The sequence below is a fragment of the Streptomyces sp. NPDC048291 genome (genome assembly GCF_043201715.1).
In the GTDB taxonomy this organism is placed as follows: Bacteria; Actinomycetota; Actinomycetes; order Streptomycetales; family Streptomycetaceae; genus Streptomyces.
The window spans coordinates 538,148-553,968 of sequence record NZ_JBICZC010000006.1 but is presented as its reverse complement, the minus strand read 5'-3'; the positions used below and the strand labels follow the sequence as shown (position 1 = coordinate 553,968).

13 protein-coding genes and 1 pseudogene are annotated in these 15,821 nt (G+C 68.8%); 9 read left to right on the top strand and 5 right to left on the bottom strand.

Features of this window, described 5'->3' with window-relative positions; genetic code table 11:
* Nucleotides 1–3: 3 nt before the first annotated feature.
* Nucleotides 4–342, bottom strand: a complete 339-nt coding sequence (locus ACGF5O_RS19255) for a DUF4333 domain-containing protein (protein ID WP_393811046.1) — start codon at nucleotides 340–342, stop codon at nucleotides 4–6.
* A 542-nt stretch (nucleotides 343–884) separates the two neighbouring features.
* Here ACGF5O_RS19255 and ACGF5O_RS19250 point away from each other — a divergent pair.
* From ACGF5O_RS19250 to ACGF5O_RS19235, 4 genes are all read left to right on the top strand, one after another.
* The gene (locus ACGF5O_RS19250) at nucleotides 885–1,301 is read left to right on the top strand and encodes an RNA polymerase sigma factor (protein WP_393811045.1); all 417 of its coding nucleotides are present in this window, start codon (nucleotides 885–887) and stop codon (nucleotides 1,299–1,301) included.
* Nucleotides 1,298–2,266: a hypothetical protein gene (locus ACGF5O_RS19245; RefSeq protein ID WP_393811044.1), complete on the top strand. Its 969-nt coding sequence runs from the start codon at nucleotides 1,298–1,300 to the stop codon at nucleotides 2,264–2,266. The genes ACGF5O_RS19250 and ACGF5O_RS19245 overlap by 4 nt, the downstream gene beginning before the upstream one ends.
* A 277-nt stretch (nucleotides 2,267–2,543) precedes the next feature.
* Entirely contained in the window at nucleotides 2,544–4,505 is a 1,962-nt protein-coding gene (locus tag ACGF5O_RS19240; RefSeq protein ID WP_393811043.1) for a protein kinase, read from the top strand.
* 2,165 nt (nucleotides 4,506–6,670) lie between these two features.
* Complete coding sequence (locus ACGF5O_RS19235) at nucleotides 6,671–8,173, top strand: ATP-dependent endonuclease (RefSeq protein WP_393811042.1); 1,503 nt, start codon at nucleotides 6,671–6,673, stop codon at nucleotides 8,171–8,173.
* Between the two features lie 365 nt (nucleotides 8,174–8,538).
* Here the strand turns inward: ACGF5O_RS19235 and ACGF5O_RS19230 are convergent, their stop codons facing one another.
* On the bottom strand, nucleotides 8,539–8,955 hold the full coding sequence (locus tag ACGF5O_RS19230; RefSeq protein WP_393811041.1) for a recombinase family protein: 417 nt from the start codon (nucleotides 8,953–8,955) through the stop codon (nucleotides 8,539–8,541).
* A 119-nt stretch (nucleotides 8,956–9,074) separates the two neighbouring features.
* Between ACGF5O_RS19230 and ACGF5O_RS19225 the strand changes: the two are divergent.
* The 5 genes and pseudogenes from ACGF5O_RS19225 to ACGF5O_RS19205 all read left to right on the top strand — a co-directional run bounded on the left by ACGF5O_RS19225 (nucleotide 9,075) and on the right by ACGF5O_RS19205 (nucleotide 12,112).
* A pseudogene (locus ACGF5O_RS19225) lies at nucleotides 9,075–10,116 on the top strand (helix-turn-helix domain-containing protein).
* Complete coding sequence (locus ACGF5O_RS19220) at nucleotides 10,113–10,802, top strand: YdcF family protein (RefSeq protein ID WP_393811040.1); 690 nt, start codon at nucleotides 10,113–10,115, stop codon at nucleotides 10,800–10,802. Before ACGF5O_RS19225 ends, ACGF5O_RS19220 begins: the two are co-directional and overlap by 4 nt.
* A complete protein-coding gene (locus ACGF5O_RS19215) occupies nucleotides 10,738–11,193 on the top strand; it encodes a WbqC family protein (protein WP_393811039.1) in 456 nt (151 codons plus the stop codon). Before ACGF5O_RS19220 ends, ACGF5O_RS19215 begins: the two co-directional genes overlap by 65 nt.
* Nucleotides 11,100–11,561 (top strand): WbqC family protein, encoded by a 462-nt coding sequence (locus tag ACGF5O_RS19210; RefSeq protein ID WP_393811038.1) that lies wholly within the window; start codon nucleotides 11,100–11,102, stop codon nucleotides 11,559–11,561. Before ACGF5O_RS19215 ends, ACGF5O_RS19210 begins: the two co-directional genes overlap by 94 nt.
* Entirely contained in the window at nucleotides 11,558–12,112 is a 555-nt protein-coding gene (locus ACGF5O_RS19205) for a flavoprotein (RefSeq protein ID WP_393811037.1), read from the top strand. Before ACGF5O_RS19210 ends, ACGF5O_RS19205 begins: the two co-directional genes overlap by 4 nt.
* A 141-nt stretch (nucleotides 12,113–12,253) precedes the next feature.
* Here the strand turns inward: ACGF5O_RS19205 and ACGF5O_RS19200 are convergent, their stop codons facing one another.
* The 3 genes from ACGF5O_RS19200 to ACGF5O_RS19190 are packed head-to-tail and all read right to left on the bottom strand — an operon-like array spanning nucleotide 12,254 to nucleotide 15,812.
* Entirely contained in the window at nucleotides 12,254–13,873 is a 1,620-nt protein-coding gene (locus ACGF5O_RS19200) for a glycoside hydrolase family 13 protein (RefSeq protein WP_393811036.1), read from the bottom strand.
* Nucleotides 13,874–13,905: 32 nt separating this feature from the next.
* Nucleotides 13,906–14,751, bottom strand: coding sequence for a carbohydrate ABC transporter permease (locus tag ACGF5O_RS19195; protein ID WP_393811035.1), 846 nt, complete (start codon nucleotides 14,749–14,751; stop codon nucleotides 13,906–13,908).
* On the bottom strand, nucleotides 14,748–15,812 hold the full coding sequence (locus ACGF5O_RS19190) for a carbohydrate ABC transporter permease (protein ID WP_393811034.1): 1,065 nt from the start codon (nucleotides 15,810–15,812) through the stop codon (nucleotides 14,748–14,750). The genes ACGF5O_RS19195 and ACGF5O_RS19190 overlap by 4 nt, the downstream gene beginning before the upstream one ends.
* Nucleotides 15,813–15,821: the final 9 nt, after the last annotated feature.

Here is a 15,821-nt window from a genome sequence, read left to right as displayed (position 1 = left end):
TGTTCACTTCTCCAGGCCGTAGTCGAAGCTCACCCGGTCGCCGTGCACTCCGGTCACGGAGATCAGCATCGTCTTGCTCTCGCCCTTGAAGACGGCGGTGCACCTCACGGTGTAGTCCATCTTCGCGCGCAGCCCGCTCGGGCAGCTCACGGACTGCGGGCCGTCCTGGACGAAGGGGATACCGTAGTTCTCCTTGGCCAGCTTCTCGACCACCGTGCGCGAAACCGTGTGATCCGCTCCGTCCGCGGTCGCGACCGACGAGTTGTCGAACACGTTCCACGCCGTCACCACGCCTGCCGCCAACACAGTGGCGGCGGCCAGGGCTATGACGATGCGCTTCATGAGGTGCTCCTTCGATTCCTCGACGGCCGGACCCTACCGGCTGTTCCTCCCAGAGCCTCCTCTGCCACCTGCTCAACTGCCTCGGCACAACGGCCGGTTGTGACTCCCGAGCCCCGGCCGAAAGGACGACCGGGGGTGCCGTGCCCGGGTGAACGCGCCCGGTTCTGGGCCGGGTTCCTGGCCGTGGGCCGAGCGGCGGGCGTACCCGTCGGTCTTGGGCGGGTTCGGGCGAGGGCGTCCTGGTGGCGCATCCCCATGCGGTGGGCGTAGTCGCCGAGGGCGACGCGAACGCATCCGTAACTTGATGCCAAGTACAGGGTGAGACCGTCGTCCGGCGGTCGGAGACGGAGATTCCGTGAAACCGGATACCCGGCAACACGAGGAACGCGACGACGGCGCCCTCGACCGTGACGGCGACGCCCAGCTGACACGGTCGGCGGCGGGGGACGCGGCAGCCTTCACCCCGCTGGTGGAGTCGTTCTCGCCCGCCCTGCACGGCTACTTCGCCCGGCGCGGCGGACGATCTGCTGGCCGAGGCGTGGTTGCAGGCGTTCGCCGCGCGCCGCACGTTCGACCCCTCGCGCGGCTCTGCGCGGGGCTGGCTGTTCGGGGTGGCACGCAACGTACTGGCCCAGCACCTGCGGCGGGCGGGGCGGCAGGAGGCCGTACCGGTTGTGGAGATCACCGATCCCTGGCAGGCGGTGGACCAGCGGCTCGACGCGGCCGCGCTGGCCCCCGCGCTGCGCCGGGCACTGGCCGAACTGCCCATGGAAGAGCGCGAGGTGCTGCTGCTCGTCAGCTGGGAGCAGCTCACCCCCGCCGAGGCGGCCACCGCCGTGGGCATCCCGGCGGGCACCGTCCGCTCGCGGCTGCACCGGGCACGGGGCCGGCTGCGCGAACGGCTCGGGCCGACACGCCCCGCCGGACAGCATCTGAGCGTGACGGGAGACATGGCATGAGCGCGTACGACGACGTGGAGCGGACCGGCATGAGCAACCAGGACGTGGAGGAGACCGGCATGACCGAGCGGGCGGTGTTGCTGGACTTCCCCGGCGCCGATGAACTGGTGGCCGCGGGGCGGGTCGAGCCGCCGTCGGCACAGGCGCTGGCCAGGGCGCTGGAGGGGATCGAGGCGGCGGTGGCCGTGCAGGAGGCCGGGCACGCCGCCCAGCGCGAGCGGGGCGCTGTGGTGACCGCACCGCTGCGGGGGATGTCGGGGCGCCGCCGGGTCCTCGTCGGCCTGTTCACCGCCGCGGCGGTCGCGGCCGGCGCGGTGACGTACGCGAACACCGGTGAGGCACCCACGGACACGGGCACGCGGAGCGAGGCGCGCGCGGACACCGCGTCCGTCTTCCTCGACGACATCTCCACGGTGGCCGCCACCCGGTCGGTCTCCTCGGGGAAGTACTGGAAGACGCACCTGACGGTCGGCGACTCGTACCTCTCGCAGTCCATGGACTTCTACGTCGTCAACGACGGCAAGGCGTACAAGAAGGGGCGCCGGCCCGACTGGCAGCTGGGGCCGAAGGACCTCGACTGGAAGTCCCTGGACCAGCTGACCACGGACCCGGCGAAGCTGCTCCAGTTGCTCCAGACTCCGCCGAGGCCCGACAGCATCTCCCCGTTCGACCAGGCGGTCACCCTGCTCGGCGAGTCCCCGGCGAGCCCGAAGCTGCGGGCAGGGCTGTTCAAGGCGATGGCGGGGCTGAAGGGCGTCGAACTCGTCGGGACCGTCAAGGACAGCACCGGGCGCAGCGGGACCGCCCTGGAGTTCGCGGAGGCCAAGAGCGTCGGCCGGGTGATCGTCGACCCGAAGACGAGTTCCGTTCTGGAGTACACCTTCACGTGGACGGCGGGAGCCAGCAAGGGCAAGGTCACCCATCAGACCTTCCTGGCGGTGGGCTTCACGGACAGGATCGGCTGACACCGGACCGGCGGGGCGGTCCTCGAACGGCCGTCGTTCTTTTGGCCGAGGTTCGGGGGCCGCTACCGGCCGTTGTACCGAGGCAGTGGCGCGGGGTGGGAGAGGAAGCTCTGCGGAGAAGAGCCGACCAAAGCGTCGCGGGCGGAGCAGCACGGGTTGAAGCAGGGGTTGAATCCAACATCAACTAGCCCTTTTCACAAGGATGTTGGGATACTCTCACGCTGACCGACATCAGTCGCCACACGACGCACATGTCACGCGAGAGTCCGGGATTCCCATGTCTGTCCCCCAACCCCGCCGGTCCGACGCGCTCGCCTACGCGGCGGCCGGCATGGAGCCCCCGTCGCCGGTCCCGCTCAGGAAGAACGACCCCGTTCGGGTCGGCCCGTACGTCCTGATGTCGGTGCTGGGCAGTGGGGGGATGGGCCGGGTCTATCTGGGCCAGGACACCACCGGCGGGTCGGGCCTGGCCGCCGTCAAGGTGATCCGGCCCGAATACGCGGAGGACCCCCAGTTCCGCAAGCGCTTCGAGCGCGAGGTCGGTGCACTGGACCGCGTCCAGGGGGCGCACATCGTACGGCTGCTCGGCAGCGGCTGCGACGAGGACCTGGTGTGGGTGGCCACCGAGTACGTCCCCGGGCCCACCCTCGCCGAAGTCGTCGACGCCCGGGGACCGATCGACGCGCCGGCCGCCTGGCGGCTGCTGGCCGACCTGGGGCGTGCGGTCGAGGCCATCTGGCGCGCGGGGATCGTCCATCGTGACCTCAAGCCGTCCAATGTGATCCTGGCCGCCGACGGCGCCCGGGTCATCGACTTCGGTGTCGTCCAGGCCACCGACGGCACCTCGATCACCGTCACGGGCCAGAACGTGGGAACGCCGGCCTTCATGTCCCCGGAGCAGGTCAGGGGCAAGGAGGTGACCGCCGCCTCCGACATCTTCGCGCTGGCCTCCGCCCTCGCCTACGCCGTCACGGGGCACGCGCCGTTCGGCGACGGCACGGGGGTCGACGTCCTGCACCGGGTCGCCTTCGAACCGCCGAAGGAACAGGTCCTCGAAAAGGTGGCGGCTGTCGATACCTCTCTGGCCGCGTTCATCCGCACCTGTCTGAGCAAGGAACCCGAAGCCCGCCCGTCACCGGACACAGTGTTCCGGACCGCCATCGGACACCAGTTGCCCGCACCGGCCGAGCGGCCACCACGGTCCGCGCCGCAGAAGCCCTTGCGCGACAGCCGACCCGCCGCCTCCGCGCCGCCCGTGGACCCGCCCGCCGACCCCGCCGCGTCCGCCACTCCTGCTACCCCTGCTCTGGGAAAACGCAGGAAGCTCATCGTGGGCGCGGCAGCCGCGGCGGGCGTCCTGGCCGCCGCGGCCGTCACCGCGGCGCTGTTGTCGCCGGGCCACTCCAGCGCGACAGCCGACCCCGGACCCGGTGCGTCGGCGATCACGACGGACAACCCGGCGGCCACGCCCAGCAGTTCACCCAAAGACACACCGACATCCAGCCCGTCGAAGGCGGACCGGGCGGTGAAGCAGTCGCCGAGTTCGGCGGTCACGAAGGACCCCACCGGCCAGGACTCCGGTACAGCGGACCTCCGTACCGCCGCATGCCCCGCCGAGCTCGCGTCGGGGGCCGGCGGCGCCTGCGTCAAGGCCCTGCAGTTGCTCCTGGCCGATCACGGTCTCTATGTCCCGGTCGACGGAGAGTTCGACGCGGCGACCGTCGCCGCGGTGAAGGCATTCCAGACCGAGGCCGGCCTCACCCCCGACGGGAAGGCCGACACACAGACCAGGAAACTCCTGTACGCCCTGGACCGCGGAACCGTCCGGGCCGGCTCGGTCACGGTGACGGAGAGCGTCAACGCCAACTCGGTCCCGCGATGCCTCGACAACCGTGGGTCGAACGCCCAGGTGTGGGCGTGCAATGCCACGGCCGCCCAGAAGTGGGCGTTGTATCGCGTGCCCGGCCAGGACTCCCAGTACCTCGTCGTCAACCGGGGCAGCCATCTCTGCCTGGACGCCGACGCCGGCACGATCGGCCAGAACGGCCAGAAGGTCCAGGTCAGGAGCTGCGACGGACTCAGTGCCCAGCGATGGCGGCTCGGCAGCGGCGGAACGCTGGTCAGCGCCCCGGACGGCCTCTGTCTCGACGCCGATGCCCCCACCTCCGGACAGGACGGCCAGCCCGTACAGGGCTGGGGATGCGCGGGCAGCGTCAACCAGGTGTGGAACTGGTCCTGAGGGCCCCGCCGCCGAAGTACGGCCGAAGAGCCGTCGCCACTGCCCCACCGTCGCGGCGGCGGCCGGCTACCCCGCCGCCGTCCTTGCCGCACAAACCGCACCGCGGCCCGGGGCCCCAGGCCGCAGAGACGTCGGTGCCCCGATGGTCCCTCGCCGAGCACCCGGCCGCACGGCCGACACGACAGCGCCTCCGGGGCAACGCGTTACGACCACTCCGGCCGGGCCTGTCACTGCCGGTACGGATCGCACCGGCCGTCGCGGTCGGCACTGCGCCACAGGCGTGTCCGCCGCGGCTTTCCCATGGCGGAAGGCCAGATGACCCCCGGCGGCCGGCCACCGGACCCAACACCACGGCCCATGCCTCCGGCCTTGGCCTACCCCGCGGGTCCGCGCCACTCAGCCGATCCAAGCCCTTCCCCGACGTCTCGGCTGCCCTTGGCCAGGGCAGACCCCCTGCCGGCATGCTCGACCTGGTCCTCGCCGCCACAGTGAACATATCGCCGCCGCCCATGACACCGCCGCGTTCCCTCCCCTTCGACCATCGCGATGTCCGCGCCGTTCGACCATCGGCCCGCCGCGAGGCATCCTGGTCCTGTCCGACGACGTACCACTCCGATGCGGCCATTCGCCGGCGAAGTCCCGGCTGCCGCAGGGGACGTCGGTAATCATCGCTTCCGCGACGCACGAAGACGCCCTTCTGCAGTACCGAGGGAAACGCAGGCTGAGAGCTCGCAGGTGCGGCCGACGCGGCCGGCATATCGAAACCGCAGGTCAGAGGCTCCGTTCGATGCCAGTACCGGTGAGCCTGCCATAGCCATCGAGAACTCGTGCCCTCCGCGTGCCCGATCTTCGTGCCCTTCCAGGCCGATCCGGCTGAACATCCCCTCACGAAAACACAAGCCCCAGGCCGCTGACCTGGGGCTTCAAAAAGAGCGGGTGACGAGAATCGAACTCGCGCTCTCAGCTTGGGAAGCGACGGCGCTTGGGCGACTGCAATGCCTCTGACCTGGCTATACGCCGATTCCGCGACAGCTTCGCCAGGGCCGGAGGAGCCACTGTTGACCGTGGTTGTCCGCTCTTATGGGCACGCTATGGGCACGACGCCGCAGTAGGGCTGGCCAACGAGCCGGAACGGCCTCCCTGATGATCTGCGCCTGATGACACGCAGCAAGACTCAACGCAGCCGTTGCGGTCGCATATAGCCGCCGAACTTCAGTTGCACGTCCAGACGGCCACGAAATGTCGTCTCGACCCTACAGACCTCGACCTCGGCAACGAGCAGTCTGATGTCAGGGATGCCAGGCACACCGTGGCTCAGGAGCGTGCAGTGCGACCAGTTGGGCACTGACCCCGGTGCCGATCCAGGGGAGCCCAGCGCCTGAGGTCAGGGGGCTGTGTGATGCGGTGGTTCGCCGTGGGATGCACCGCTGTCTTGGGGCTGGGTGTTGCTCGCTTGTTGCTTCGGCAGATCCGGGGACTTCTGTCGGATGTTGGGTCCATCGTCCGCGCGTGGCGTGACCTTGTACGTACGGTGCGAGGCCCGGCGACGATCCGTGGCGGAACACGTCGACGTCGGCACTGACGCGGCACCCCCTCGGGCGGTGCGACGTGGGCGACCTTCCTCAACATCTATCACCCGTAAGGCAGACATCCACTCGTTCACTCGCTGGCGCCGGGTGAGGCTGACAGGATCGCCGTCCGCCGTGACGCCGGGCTGGAAGAAGCGAGGGCAGACGCAGATCTCCCAAAGCGCCGAGGCCAAGCCCGTGCAGCCGGGTGCGCCCGGTGGAGATGCGTGGGTGAGGAATTCCCGGTGCTGAACATGCGATCAGGGAGGCGCGTGTTCGCTGATCAATCCCGCCGACAGCGGCCCCCTCAGGCAGCTGGCCACCTGACTGTCGGCGCCCGTTCCGGGAGATCACGAAAAGCATCAGAGGTGATGCCGACTTCGGTCTCCGCGGCGAGCAGCCTGATGTCGGAGGTGAGGGGCACTCAGAGCTCCCCAGGGCTCCGAGACTCAGAGGTCCCATCCTTCAGAAAATCACTCATCTCGGGAATTCGGCTGATGAGGCGTCAGGTCGACTGTTAGCGTCCACAAACGTCACACGGGGATACAAATACCCCGTCCGCACCAACCGTTCAGGACAACTGTGAAGATCAAGCGAGTGCGCATCGAGAACTTCTGCTGTCTGCACAAGGTGGACGTGTCCTTCGAGGAAATAACCTCCTTCATCGGCCCGACAGGGGTTGGCAAGTCCACCGTGCTCCGAGCGCTCGACTGGTTCTTCAACGGCGAAAAAGGGGTGGCCCTGAGCGACGACGACATCCACTCGGCGGCCGAGGACGGCCGCATCTCCGTGGAGGTGGAGTTCGACGGGCTCACCGATCACGACCGTCAGACCCTCGGGCGGTACGCGCCCGAAGGCGCCGCGAGTGTGAGCGTCTGGCGGACCTGGCAGAACGGTGAGGACAAGATCACGGGCAAGGCGCTCGCGTACACACCGTTCGAGGAGGTGCGCAAGAACGACAAGGCCATGGAACTTCGCCGCGCCTATGACCACTTGAGGGAGAGCGATCCGAGCCTGGGGCTGCCATCCGCCGGCACCAAGGACAAAGTCCTGGACGCAATGCTCAGTTGGGAGTTGGACAACCGCAACCGACTCACCGAAGCGGAGGTCGAAGACACGCACTTCTTCGGCTTCGCCGGGCAGAGCAGGCTCGCCCAACTGATCGACTTCGTGTTCGTCTCCGCCGACCTGCGGGCGTACGAGGAGGCTGACGATCAGAAGGCCACGGCACTCGGCCGCATCCTCGACCACGCGGTGGACCGCTCGCAGGCGAACGAGCAGCTCGGAGAGATCGAGGAAAATGCCCATCTGGCCCGGCAGGAGGTGCACGCCAAGGTCTATGGACCTGTGCTGGACGAAGTGTCGGCCGCCCTCTCCGAAGAGGTCTCGAAGTTCACCACCGGACGTGAGGTGGTAGTGACTCCCACGGTACAGGCGCCCAGACCGGCCAGAACCACCTTCCAGGTGAGCATCCGGGATGGCGCGGCCCACACTTCGGTGCACCGGCAAGGGCACGGCTTTCAGCGCGCTCTGATCATCGCGGCGCTGAAGTACCTGGCTGATCGAAGGCGTCCGGCCGACGGGATGCGGACGTTGTGCCTGGCGATCGAGGAGCCCGAACTGTTCCAGCATCCCCCTCAGGCACGGACCTTCGCGAAGGTGCTTCGCGAGCTGGTCGCCGCGTCGCCGCAAGGGCGTACGCAGGTCATGTACGCGACCCATAATCCGGTCTTCATCGACCCGAAGGGCTACCACCAGATCCGCCGTCTTTGCCGCGCTGGCGGTGTGGAGCATCCCGCTACCGAGGTGTGGCAGGCCACGGAGGAGGACCTTTGCCGGGCCCTCGACGGACTCGTAGACAAGAAGTCGATCCGCAGCAGGACCGAGGGAACGCCGGGAGGTGCGCTGGCTGAGGGCTTCTTCGCCCACGCTGTGGTGCTGGTCGAGGGCCGCGGGGACGAGGGTGTGATCAATGGCTGCGCCGAGCGGTCCGGGATCAACCTGGGCGCGGAGGGCATCAGCATCATCGAGGTGAACGGCAAGGACAACATCATGATCTCCGATGCGCTCTTCAGCGCCTTGGGCGTGCCGTGCTATTAGTGGAAGGCACCCGGCGGCATCGGTCAGGGTGTCGTCGTCGGGTAGCTCGCACCAGCCGCCGAACCAACTGTCGGGGATCTCCAGACCGGGCGCGACGAGCCACGAGTTGGCAGAGAGGTGCCGTACCGGCAGTTCGTGCCAGTGTCCTGCGGTGCCCGTAGCGATGGCGTAGTACAGGCGGCCGTTGGTCCTGTCGTAGAGCACCGGACCGGTCGGAGCGCCGGTCGCCCGCAGGTGGGCGAGGACCAGGAGGCCGACCTCGGCGGAGGTTCGTACCAGGTCCCAGCCGTCGCCGACCTTCAGCAGACGCAGTCCGGGCGTGTCTTCGACCGTGGGCGCACGTCGCAGTGCGTCACGAACGGACGTCATGTGATCCTCCGTGGCCGGAGGCCGGCGCCTGTGCCCGGGGATGTTTCGGGCCCCTTCGTCGGTGTGAAGGATCGGACCACGAGCGGGCGGGTGCCTGTAGCTGTTATCTGCCGCCTTCGCTCGGCACCGACGCCTTTGGGGCCGAGATGACTGAGGGCGGGGACCACCACGCCGTAAATGTCGGGCAGTTGGAGAGCATCGATTAGTCCGACGAAAGCGGCTGAGCGGACGGTCACCGTGGCGTCGCGGTCGGTGAAGACGCCGCCGAGGGTCAGTTCGTGCCGACGGCAGTATTCGGTGAGGCAGTCGACGAGTGCCGCGTGGCGGGGCAGGCCACCGGTGATGTGCCGCAGGTAGCCGAAGACCTGCGGGAAGGCGACGGGGCGGCGCTCGGTGATGAGTTCGTCGTCCATGACCACAGCGTCGGCCGCTGCGTACGGCCTCGAAATGACCTGCTGTTGCACTTCCGTTGCACTTCGCGCCCCAGGCCGTCACTGAGAGTGCTTCCATACGTGACAGAGGGAGGTCGTCCGTGGTCAGCGTGCAGCAGTGGACTGGTCGGGAGGCGAGTGCCTTGCGCGCCGCCCTGCGCATGAGCACCCGCGCCTTCGCCGAGCACCTCGGTGTCGCGCTGCGCACCGTGGCCAAGTGGGAAAGCCTCGGCACGGAGACCCGGCCCCGACCGGATACGCAGGCCATTCTCGACACCGCGCTGTCCCGCGCGGACACCGCCGCCCATGCTCGGTTCGACGCGCTGCTGTTCCCTGAGCGGAAGGCCGCACGGCCGGCGGACTACGAGACCTGGACCGAGGACATAGAACGCGCCGTGGTCTGCGTCAGCCGCCAGGACTTCCCCTTCGCCTCGACCCTGCTGAACCGCTGGCTGGGCGGCCACGACCCGCACGAACTCGACGACAAGGGCCTCTACCTGTACGGCCGTTCCCTCGTGCTCCTCGGTGATGTGCAGCGTGACCAAGGGACGATCCTCGGTCCGCTGTCCGCACGCCAGTCCTACCTGACCGCGCGCCATGTTCTCCGAACTCGACATCCCCCGTCGTCTGGCCCAGATCGAGCTGTCCCTCGCCGTCGTACAGGAGATGTCGGGCCAGCTCGACGCGTCCGCCCACTGGTACGAGCAGCTCGCCGCAGACGAGCGCCTCAGCAGGCGTGACCGGGCCCGGGCACGCCTGTGGATCGGGACGGCCCTGAGCAAGGAGGGCAACAACGCATACGCCACCACGGTCATGACAGCCGCCACCCGCGAGTTCGAGGAACTCGGCGAGCCGGAGGACTGGTCGGTCGCCCACCAGAAACTGGCCCTGGCCCATCGCGGTGCCGGCAACCTGACCCAGGCCCTGCACTGCATCGACATCGCACGCACCACCGGCACGGTCGACTCCCCCATGCAGCGGGTGCGGGTGGACACCGCGTACGGGCACATCCTTCTGTCGGATGCAGCGACCCGGAATGATGGGCTGTCCGTCCTCGACCAGGCGGCACAGGTGGCCCGACAGTACGGGCTGAGCCACCAGCTGCGCAGCATCGAGGGCATCCGAAAGGGCCAACAGGGATGAGCCAGGGAGTGCCAGTGCCGGAGCACGAGCAGCGCCAGATCACCGACGAGCAGTTCCACGACGCGACGCTGATCTGGAACTACCACCAGATGGGACACGAGCCGCGGCCCTGCTCGGCGGCGATCGGCCTCGGCAGCCACGACCTCGGAGTGGCCACCACGGCCGCGGACCTCTACGGCGCCGGTCTCTTCCCGGTCCTCGTCTTCAGCGGCGGCAACAGCCCCACCACCCGAGCCCGCTTCCCGCGCGGCGAAGCCGTGCACTACCGCGAGCACGCGCTGAGCCTGGGCGTGCCGGACGAGGCGATCCTGGTCGAGGCGAAGGCAGCGAACACCGGCCAGAACATCACCCTCTCCCGTGAGCTGCTGACCGCGGCCGGCATCACGGTCGACTCACTGCTGCTGATCTCCAAGCCGTACATGGAGCGCCGTTCCTACGCGACCTGCCGAAAGCTGTGGCCGGAGGTGGAGGTCGTGTGCGCCTCCGAGCCGCTGGAACTGGACGACTACATCAAGTCCATCGGCGACGAGAAGCTCGTCGTCGACATGCTCGTCGGTGACCTGCAGCGGGTGATCGAGTACCCGAAGCTCGGCTTCGCCGTCGAGCAGGAAGTACCGGGGGATGTTCATGACGCTTACGAGCGCCTCCTGGGCGCCGGCTTCGACAGCCGCCTCATCAGCGACTGAGTCACCCTGCGCCGGCCCGCCGTCGGGAGGGGTCTGCGCGATCCATCAGCCGAACCTGTTCCCACGGCTGTCCACGTTGGCGAAGCTCTTCGCCGCCGATCGCTGGATCGTCCTGGCCGACGTGCAGTTCGCCCGGCGCGACTACCAACATCGAGCCCGGCTGGCCGCCCTGGACGACCCTGCGCGGCAACAGTGGCTCACCCTCCCTGTTCACCTTCCTCATGGACGCCCAACGCTGATCCGACACAGGCACGGTTGGTCGATCAGCGTCGGGCTCGACGGAGAGTCGAACTGCTCGTGCGCCAGTTTTACGGTCGCAGCGCCCACTGGGATGCGGTGTCCGAGGTACTTGGCGCGGTCTCGGACGCGTTCGATGTCTCCGACCACGTAGCCGACCTCGCGAAGATGTCGACGACGGCCCTGCTCACCGCACTCGGCTGGTCAGGCGAAGTGATCGACAGCAGCCAGATCCCGGCCCGTCCAGGCCGGTCCGACCGCCTTGCCGACCTGGCCGCGGCCACCGGCAGCACCGGCTACCTGTGCGGCACCGGCGGTCTGCGTTACCTCGACGCGCGTCCTTTCGACGCCGCAGGCATCCCCGTGCTGTTCTTCCACACCCCTGTGAATACGAACGACCCGCTCTGGCACCGATCCCGGCGAATCAGCAGCCTCTGGGCCCTCAGCAAGATCGGGCCTCGGGAACTCGCGAACCAACTGGCAGTGCATCGAGACACTCACCGTCCTGGAGCCCATACGTGACCGAACCGACCGCCCCGCAGAAGAAGCCCTTCCTCTACGTCGTCGTCTGCGGCTGCGGCATCGCCGGGGACGTCGGCAAACTGATCACCGCAGCGCAGGAACGACACTGGAACGTCGGCGTCATCGCCACTCCCCGGGGACTCGGCCTCCTCGACACCGAAGCCGTCCAAGCCCAGACCGGCTCCCCGATCCGCTCGGCCTGGCGCACACCTGGCGAGGCCCGACCCCTGCCGCCGGCAGACGCGATCACCGTCGCCCCGGCCACCTTCAACACGATCAACAAGTGGGCCAACGGCATCTCCGACACCCTCGCCCTGGGCATCCTCTGCGAGGCGTACGGCATGGGTATCCCCGCCGCTGTCCTGCCGTACCTGAACTCGGCCCAGGCCGCCCATCCCGCGTATCGCCGGAGCCTGGACCACTTGCGCGATATGGGCGTGCTCATCGGCTCGTACGAACCGCACCGTCCAAAAGCCGGAGGCGGGGCGGACCGCTTCCGCTGGGAGGAAGCACTGGACCTGCTCGCTCCGAAGCTGCATGCGACTGCTTGATCGGCGCCGCCGTGCCAACGGCCCGACCCGTAGCTGGAGGAGGACGTGCTCTGCTGCCGCCTCATGCTGCGAGGCCAGGGCCTGTCCGGACAGCGGGGAGTGGGACCGGACAGGCCCTGGGGATGGGGGGTGGTGGCTCGGCTACACCGTGAGCCAGACGGCCTGGTCCGGGGCCAGGCGGTTGTCCTCGACGGGACCGCTGGTGAGCAGGATCGAGGCGTGTGCAGGTAGCTGGTACGGCTCGGTGGAGAGGTTCACCACGCAGATGAAGCCGGGCTCGCGGCGGAAGGCGAGGACTCCGGCCGGGGTGTCGTCCAGCCAGGTGAGGGTGCCGTCGCCGAGGGCGGGGTGTTCGCGGCGTATGCGGAGGGCGGTGCGGTAGAGCTCCAGCATGGAGGCGGGGTCGCCGGTCTGGGCCGCCACGGTGCGGGGTGCCCAGTCGGCGGGCTGGGGCAGCCAGGGGGAGGCCGTGGCGTCGGCGGCGCTGAAGCCGTAGGGGGTGGTGGTGCCGGACCAGGGGATCGGGACGCGGCAGCCGTCGCGGCCGCGTTCGGTGTGGCCGGAGCGTTCCCAGACAGGGTCCTGGAGGACGGCCTCGGGGAGATCCTCGATCTCGGGGAGGCCGAGTTCCTCGCCCTGGTAGACGTAGGCGCCGCCGGGGAGCGCGAGGGTGAGCAGGGCGGCGGCGCGGGCGCGACGGGTGCCGAGTTCGAGGTCGGCGGGGCTGGCAGGGACGTAGGACTCGTTGGCCAGCCACTTCTTCGCGGCCCTGCGGCCGTAGCGGCTGGCGTGGCGCATGACGTCGTGGTTGGACATGACCCAGGTGGCCGGGGCACCGACCGTGCCGAGCATGGCGAGGGTGTCGTCGATGACGGCGCGCAGGTCCTTCGCGTCCCAGTCGGTCATGAGGAAGTCGAAGTTGAAGGCGGTGTGCAGGCCGTCCTCGCGGACGTAGGCGGCGAGGCGTTCGGGGGTGTCGGTCCACGCCTCGGCGACGAAGGAGCGGTCGCCGGGGTACTCGTCGGCGAGCTTGCGCCAGGAGCGGTAGATCTCGTGGACCTCGTCGCGGTCCCAGAAGGGGTGCGCACCACCGTCACGGTCGGCCAGGTCGGGGAGTTCGGGGTCCTTGACCAGGCCGTGGGCGACGTCGATGCGGAAGCCGTCCACGCCCCGGTCGAACCAGAACCGCAGGACGGACTCGAACTCCGCATGGACCTCGGGGTGCTGCCAGTTGAGGTCGGGCTGCTGCGGGGTGAAGAGGTGGAGGTACCACTCGCCGTCGGGCACCCGGGTCCAGGCCGGGCCGCCGAAGCGGGAGTCCCAGTCGTTGGGCGGGAGGGAGCCGTCCGGGCCGCGTCCGGCGCGGAAGACGTACCGCTCGCGCTCGGGGCTGCCGGGGCCTGCCGTCAACGCCTGCTGGAACCAGGCCGCTTGGTCGGAGGAATGGTTCGGGACGATGTCCGGGATGATCCGGATCCCGTGCGCGTGCGCTTCCTCGATGAGCTGCTCCGCTTCGGCGACCGTGCCGAACAGCGGGTCGATCTCGCGGTAGTCGGCGACGTCGTAACCGTGGTCGGCCTGGGGGGACGTGTACCAGGGGTTGATCCACAGGGCGTCCACGCCGAGGGACTTGAGGTACGGGAGCCGGGAGCGGATGCCGGCGATGTCGCCGACGCCGTCGCCGTTGCCGTCGGCGAAGCTGCGGATGTAGACCTGGTAGATGACGGCGCTGCGCCACCAGGGCGTGGTGGTGGGGGGCACGGGTCCTGCTCCTTGTGTGTCTGCTGAGGGGGTCACTTGGCCGCGCCGGCGGTCAGTCCGGCGACGATGCGGCGCTGGAAGATCAGCACCATGACGACCAGCGGGATGGTGACGAGGACGCCGGCGGCCATCTGGCTGCCGAACGGGGTCTCGTACGTCGTGGCGCCGGTGAACTTCGAGATGGCGACCGGTGCGGTCTGCATCTGGGGCTTATTGGTCATCGTCAGGGCGATGAGGAACTCGTTCCAGGCGGCGATGAAGGTGATGATCGCGGTGGTGAAGATGCCGGGCGCGGCGAGCGGCATGATGACCCTGCGGAACGCCTGGCCGCGGGTGCAGCCGTCGATCATGGCGGCGTGTTCCAGTTCGTCGGGCATCTGCCGGAAGAACGTGGTCAGGTTCCACACCGCCAGCGGCAGCGCGAAGGACATGCTCGGCACGATCATCGCCTGGTAGGTGTTGATCCAGCCGATGTCCGTGAACAGCTTCAGCAGCGGGACCACGATCGACACCACCGGGAACATGGAGGTGGCGATGATCAGGGTCAGGATCAGCCGCTTGCCCGGGAACTCCAGGCGGGCCATCGCGTACGCCGTGAAAGTGGCCAGCAGCAGGGACAGCGCGGTCGTGATGCCGGCGACGACCAGGCTGTTGAGGAGTGCGCGGGGGAAGCCCTGTGAACTGTCCAGCAGGGCACGGTAGTTCTCGAAGGACACCCGGGTGGGCAGCAGCGAGTTGTCGAAGATGTCGGAGGCGCCGCGCAGGCTGGAGACCAGCATCCAGTAGAAGGGGGCCAGGCAGTAGGCGACGACGGCGAGGACGCCGACGTACGGCAGCCACCTGCGCCAGACGGCCGGAGACGAGGACGAGGAGGTCATGCCGTCACCTCCGTACGGCCGGAGAGGATCCGCTTCCTGCGCCAGCCCGTGGTCCTGCTCTTGCCGCCGCCGCTGTCGTCGCCGACGAGGTCGGCGCCGAGCAGTCGGACGAAGGCGAGGGCGACGAGGAAGACGTAGAGGAAGAGGAGTACGGAGTAGGCCGAGGCCGGTCCGAAGCGGACGTTGGACGCCTCGCTCTGCGCGAGCATGGACAGGGTCTCCACGGAGTTCTTCCGGGCGCCGATGAGGAGGTAGGGCAGGTCGAACATCCGCAGGGCGTCCATGCAGCGGAACAGCATGGCCACCAGGAGGGCGGGTTTCACCAGGGGCAGGGTGATGTGCCAGAACTGGCGTGGGGCGCTGGCGCCGTCGAGGCGGGCGGCCTCGTAGACCTCCTTCGAGATCACCTGGAGCCCGGCGAGGACCAGCAGTCCGATGAAGGGGGACGTCTTCCACACCTCGGCGACGATCACCGCGACCTTGGCGTGGAAGCCTTCCGTCGTCCACAGGACCTGGTGGCCGATGAGGGCGTTGGCGATGCCGTTGCTGTTGAAGATCCAGCGCCACAGCAGGCCGGAGATGGCCGTGGGCACGGCCCAGGGGATGAGGATGCTCGCCCGGATCAGCCCCCGGCCGCTGAACGCCTTGTGCATGATCAGGGCCATGGCCACACCGATCACCGTCTCCAGCCCGACCGTGACGACGGTGAAGAAGGTGGTGTTCCAGAAGGCGTTCCAGAACCGGTCGCCGGCGGCTCCGAAGATGTCGGCGTAGTTCTTCAGCCCCACGTACGGCTCGGTGTCGCTGATGAAGCCGGTCTTCGGGTCCAGCCCCTTGGTCCCGTACAGCGACTCCTGCAGCGCCATGATCGTCGGGTAGAGCACGACGATCGACAGCACCAGCAGGGTCGGGGAGACCAGTAGGGCTGCCACCCGGCCCGAGCCCGCGGTGGCGCCGGCGCCGGAACCGGATCGCCGTCGCCCGCTCACCGGGACCCGTCCGCCGGCTGGGCGGTCGGGTCCGGCGATGGCGGATCCCGGTGGGATCTTGGTGTCGGCCATGGCCCCTCT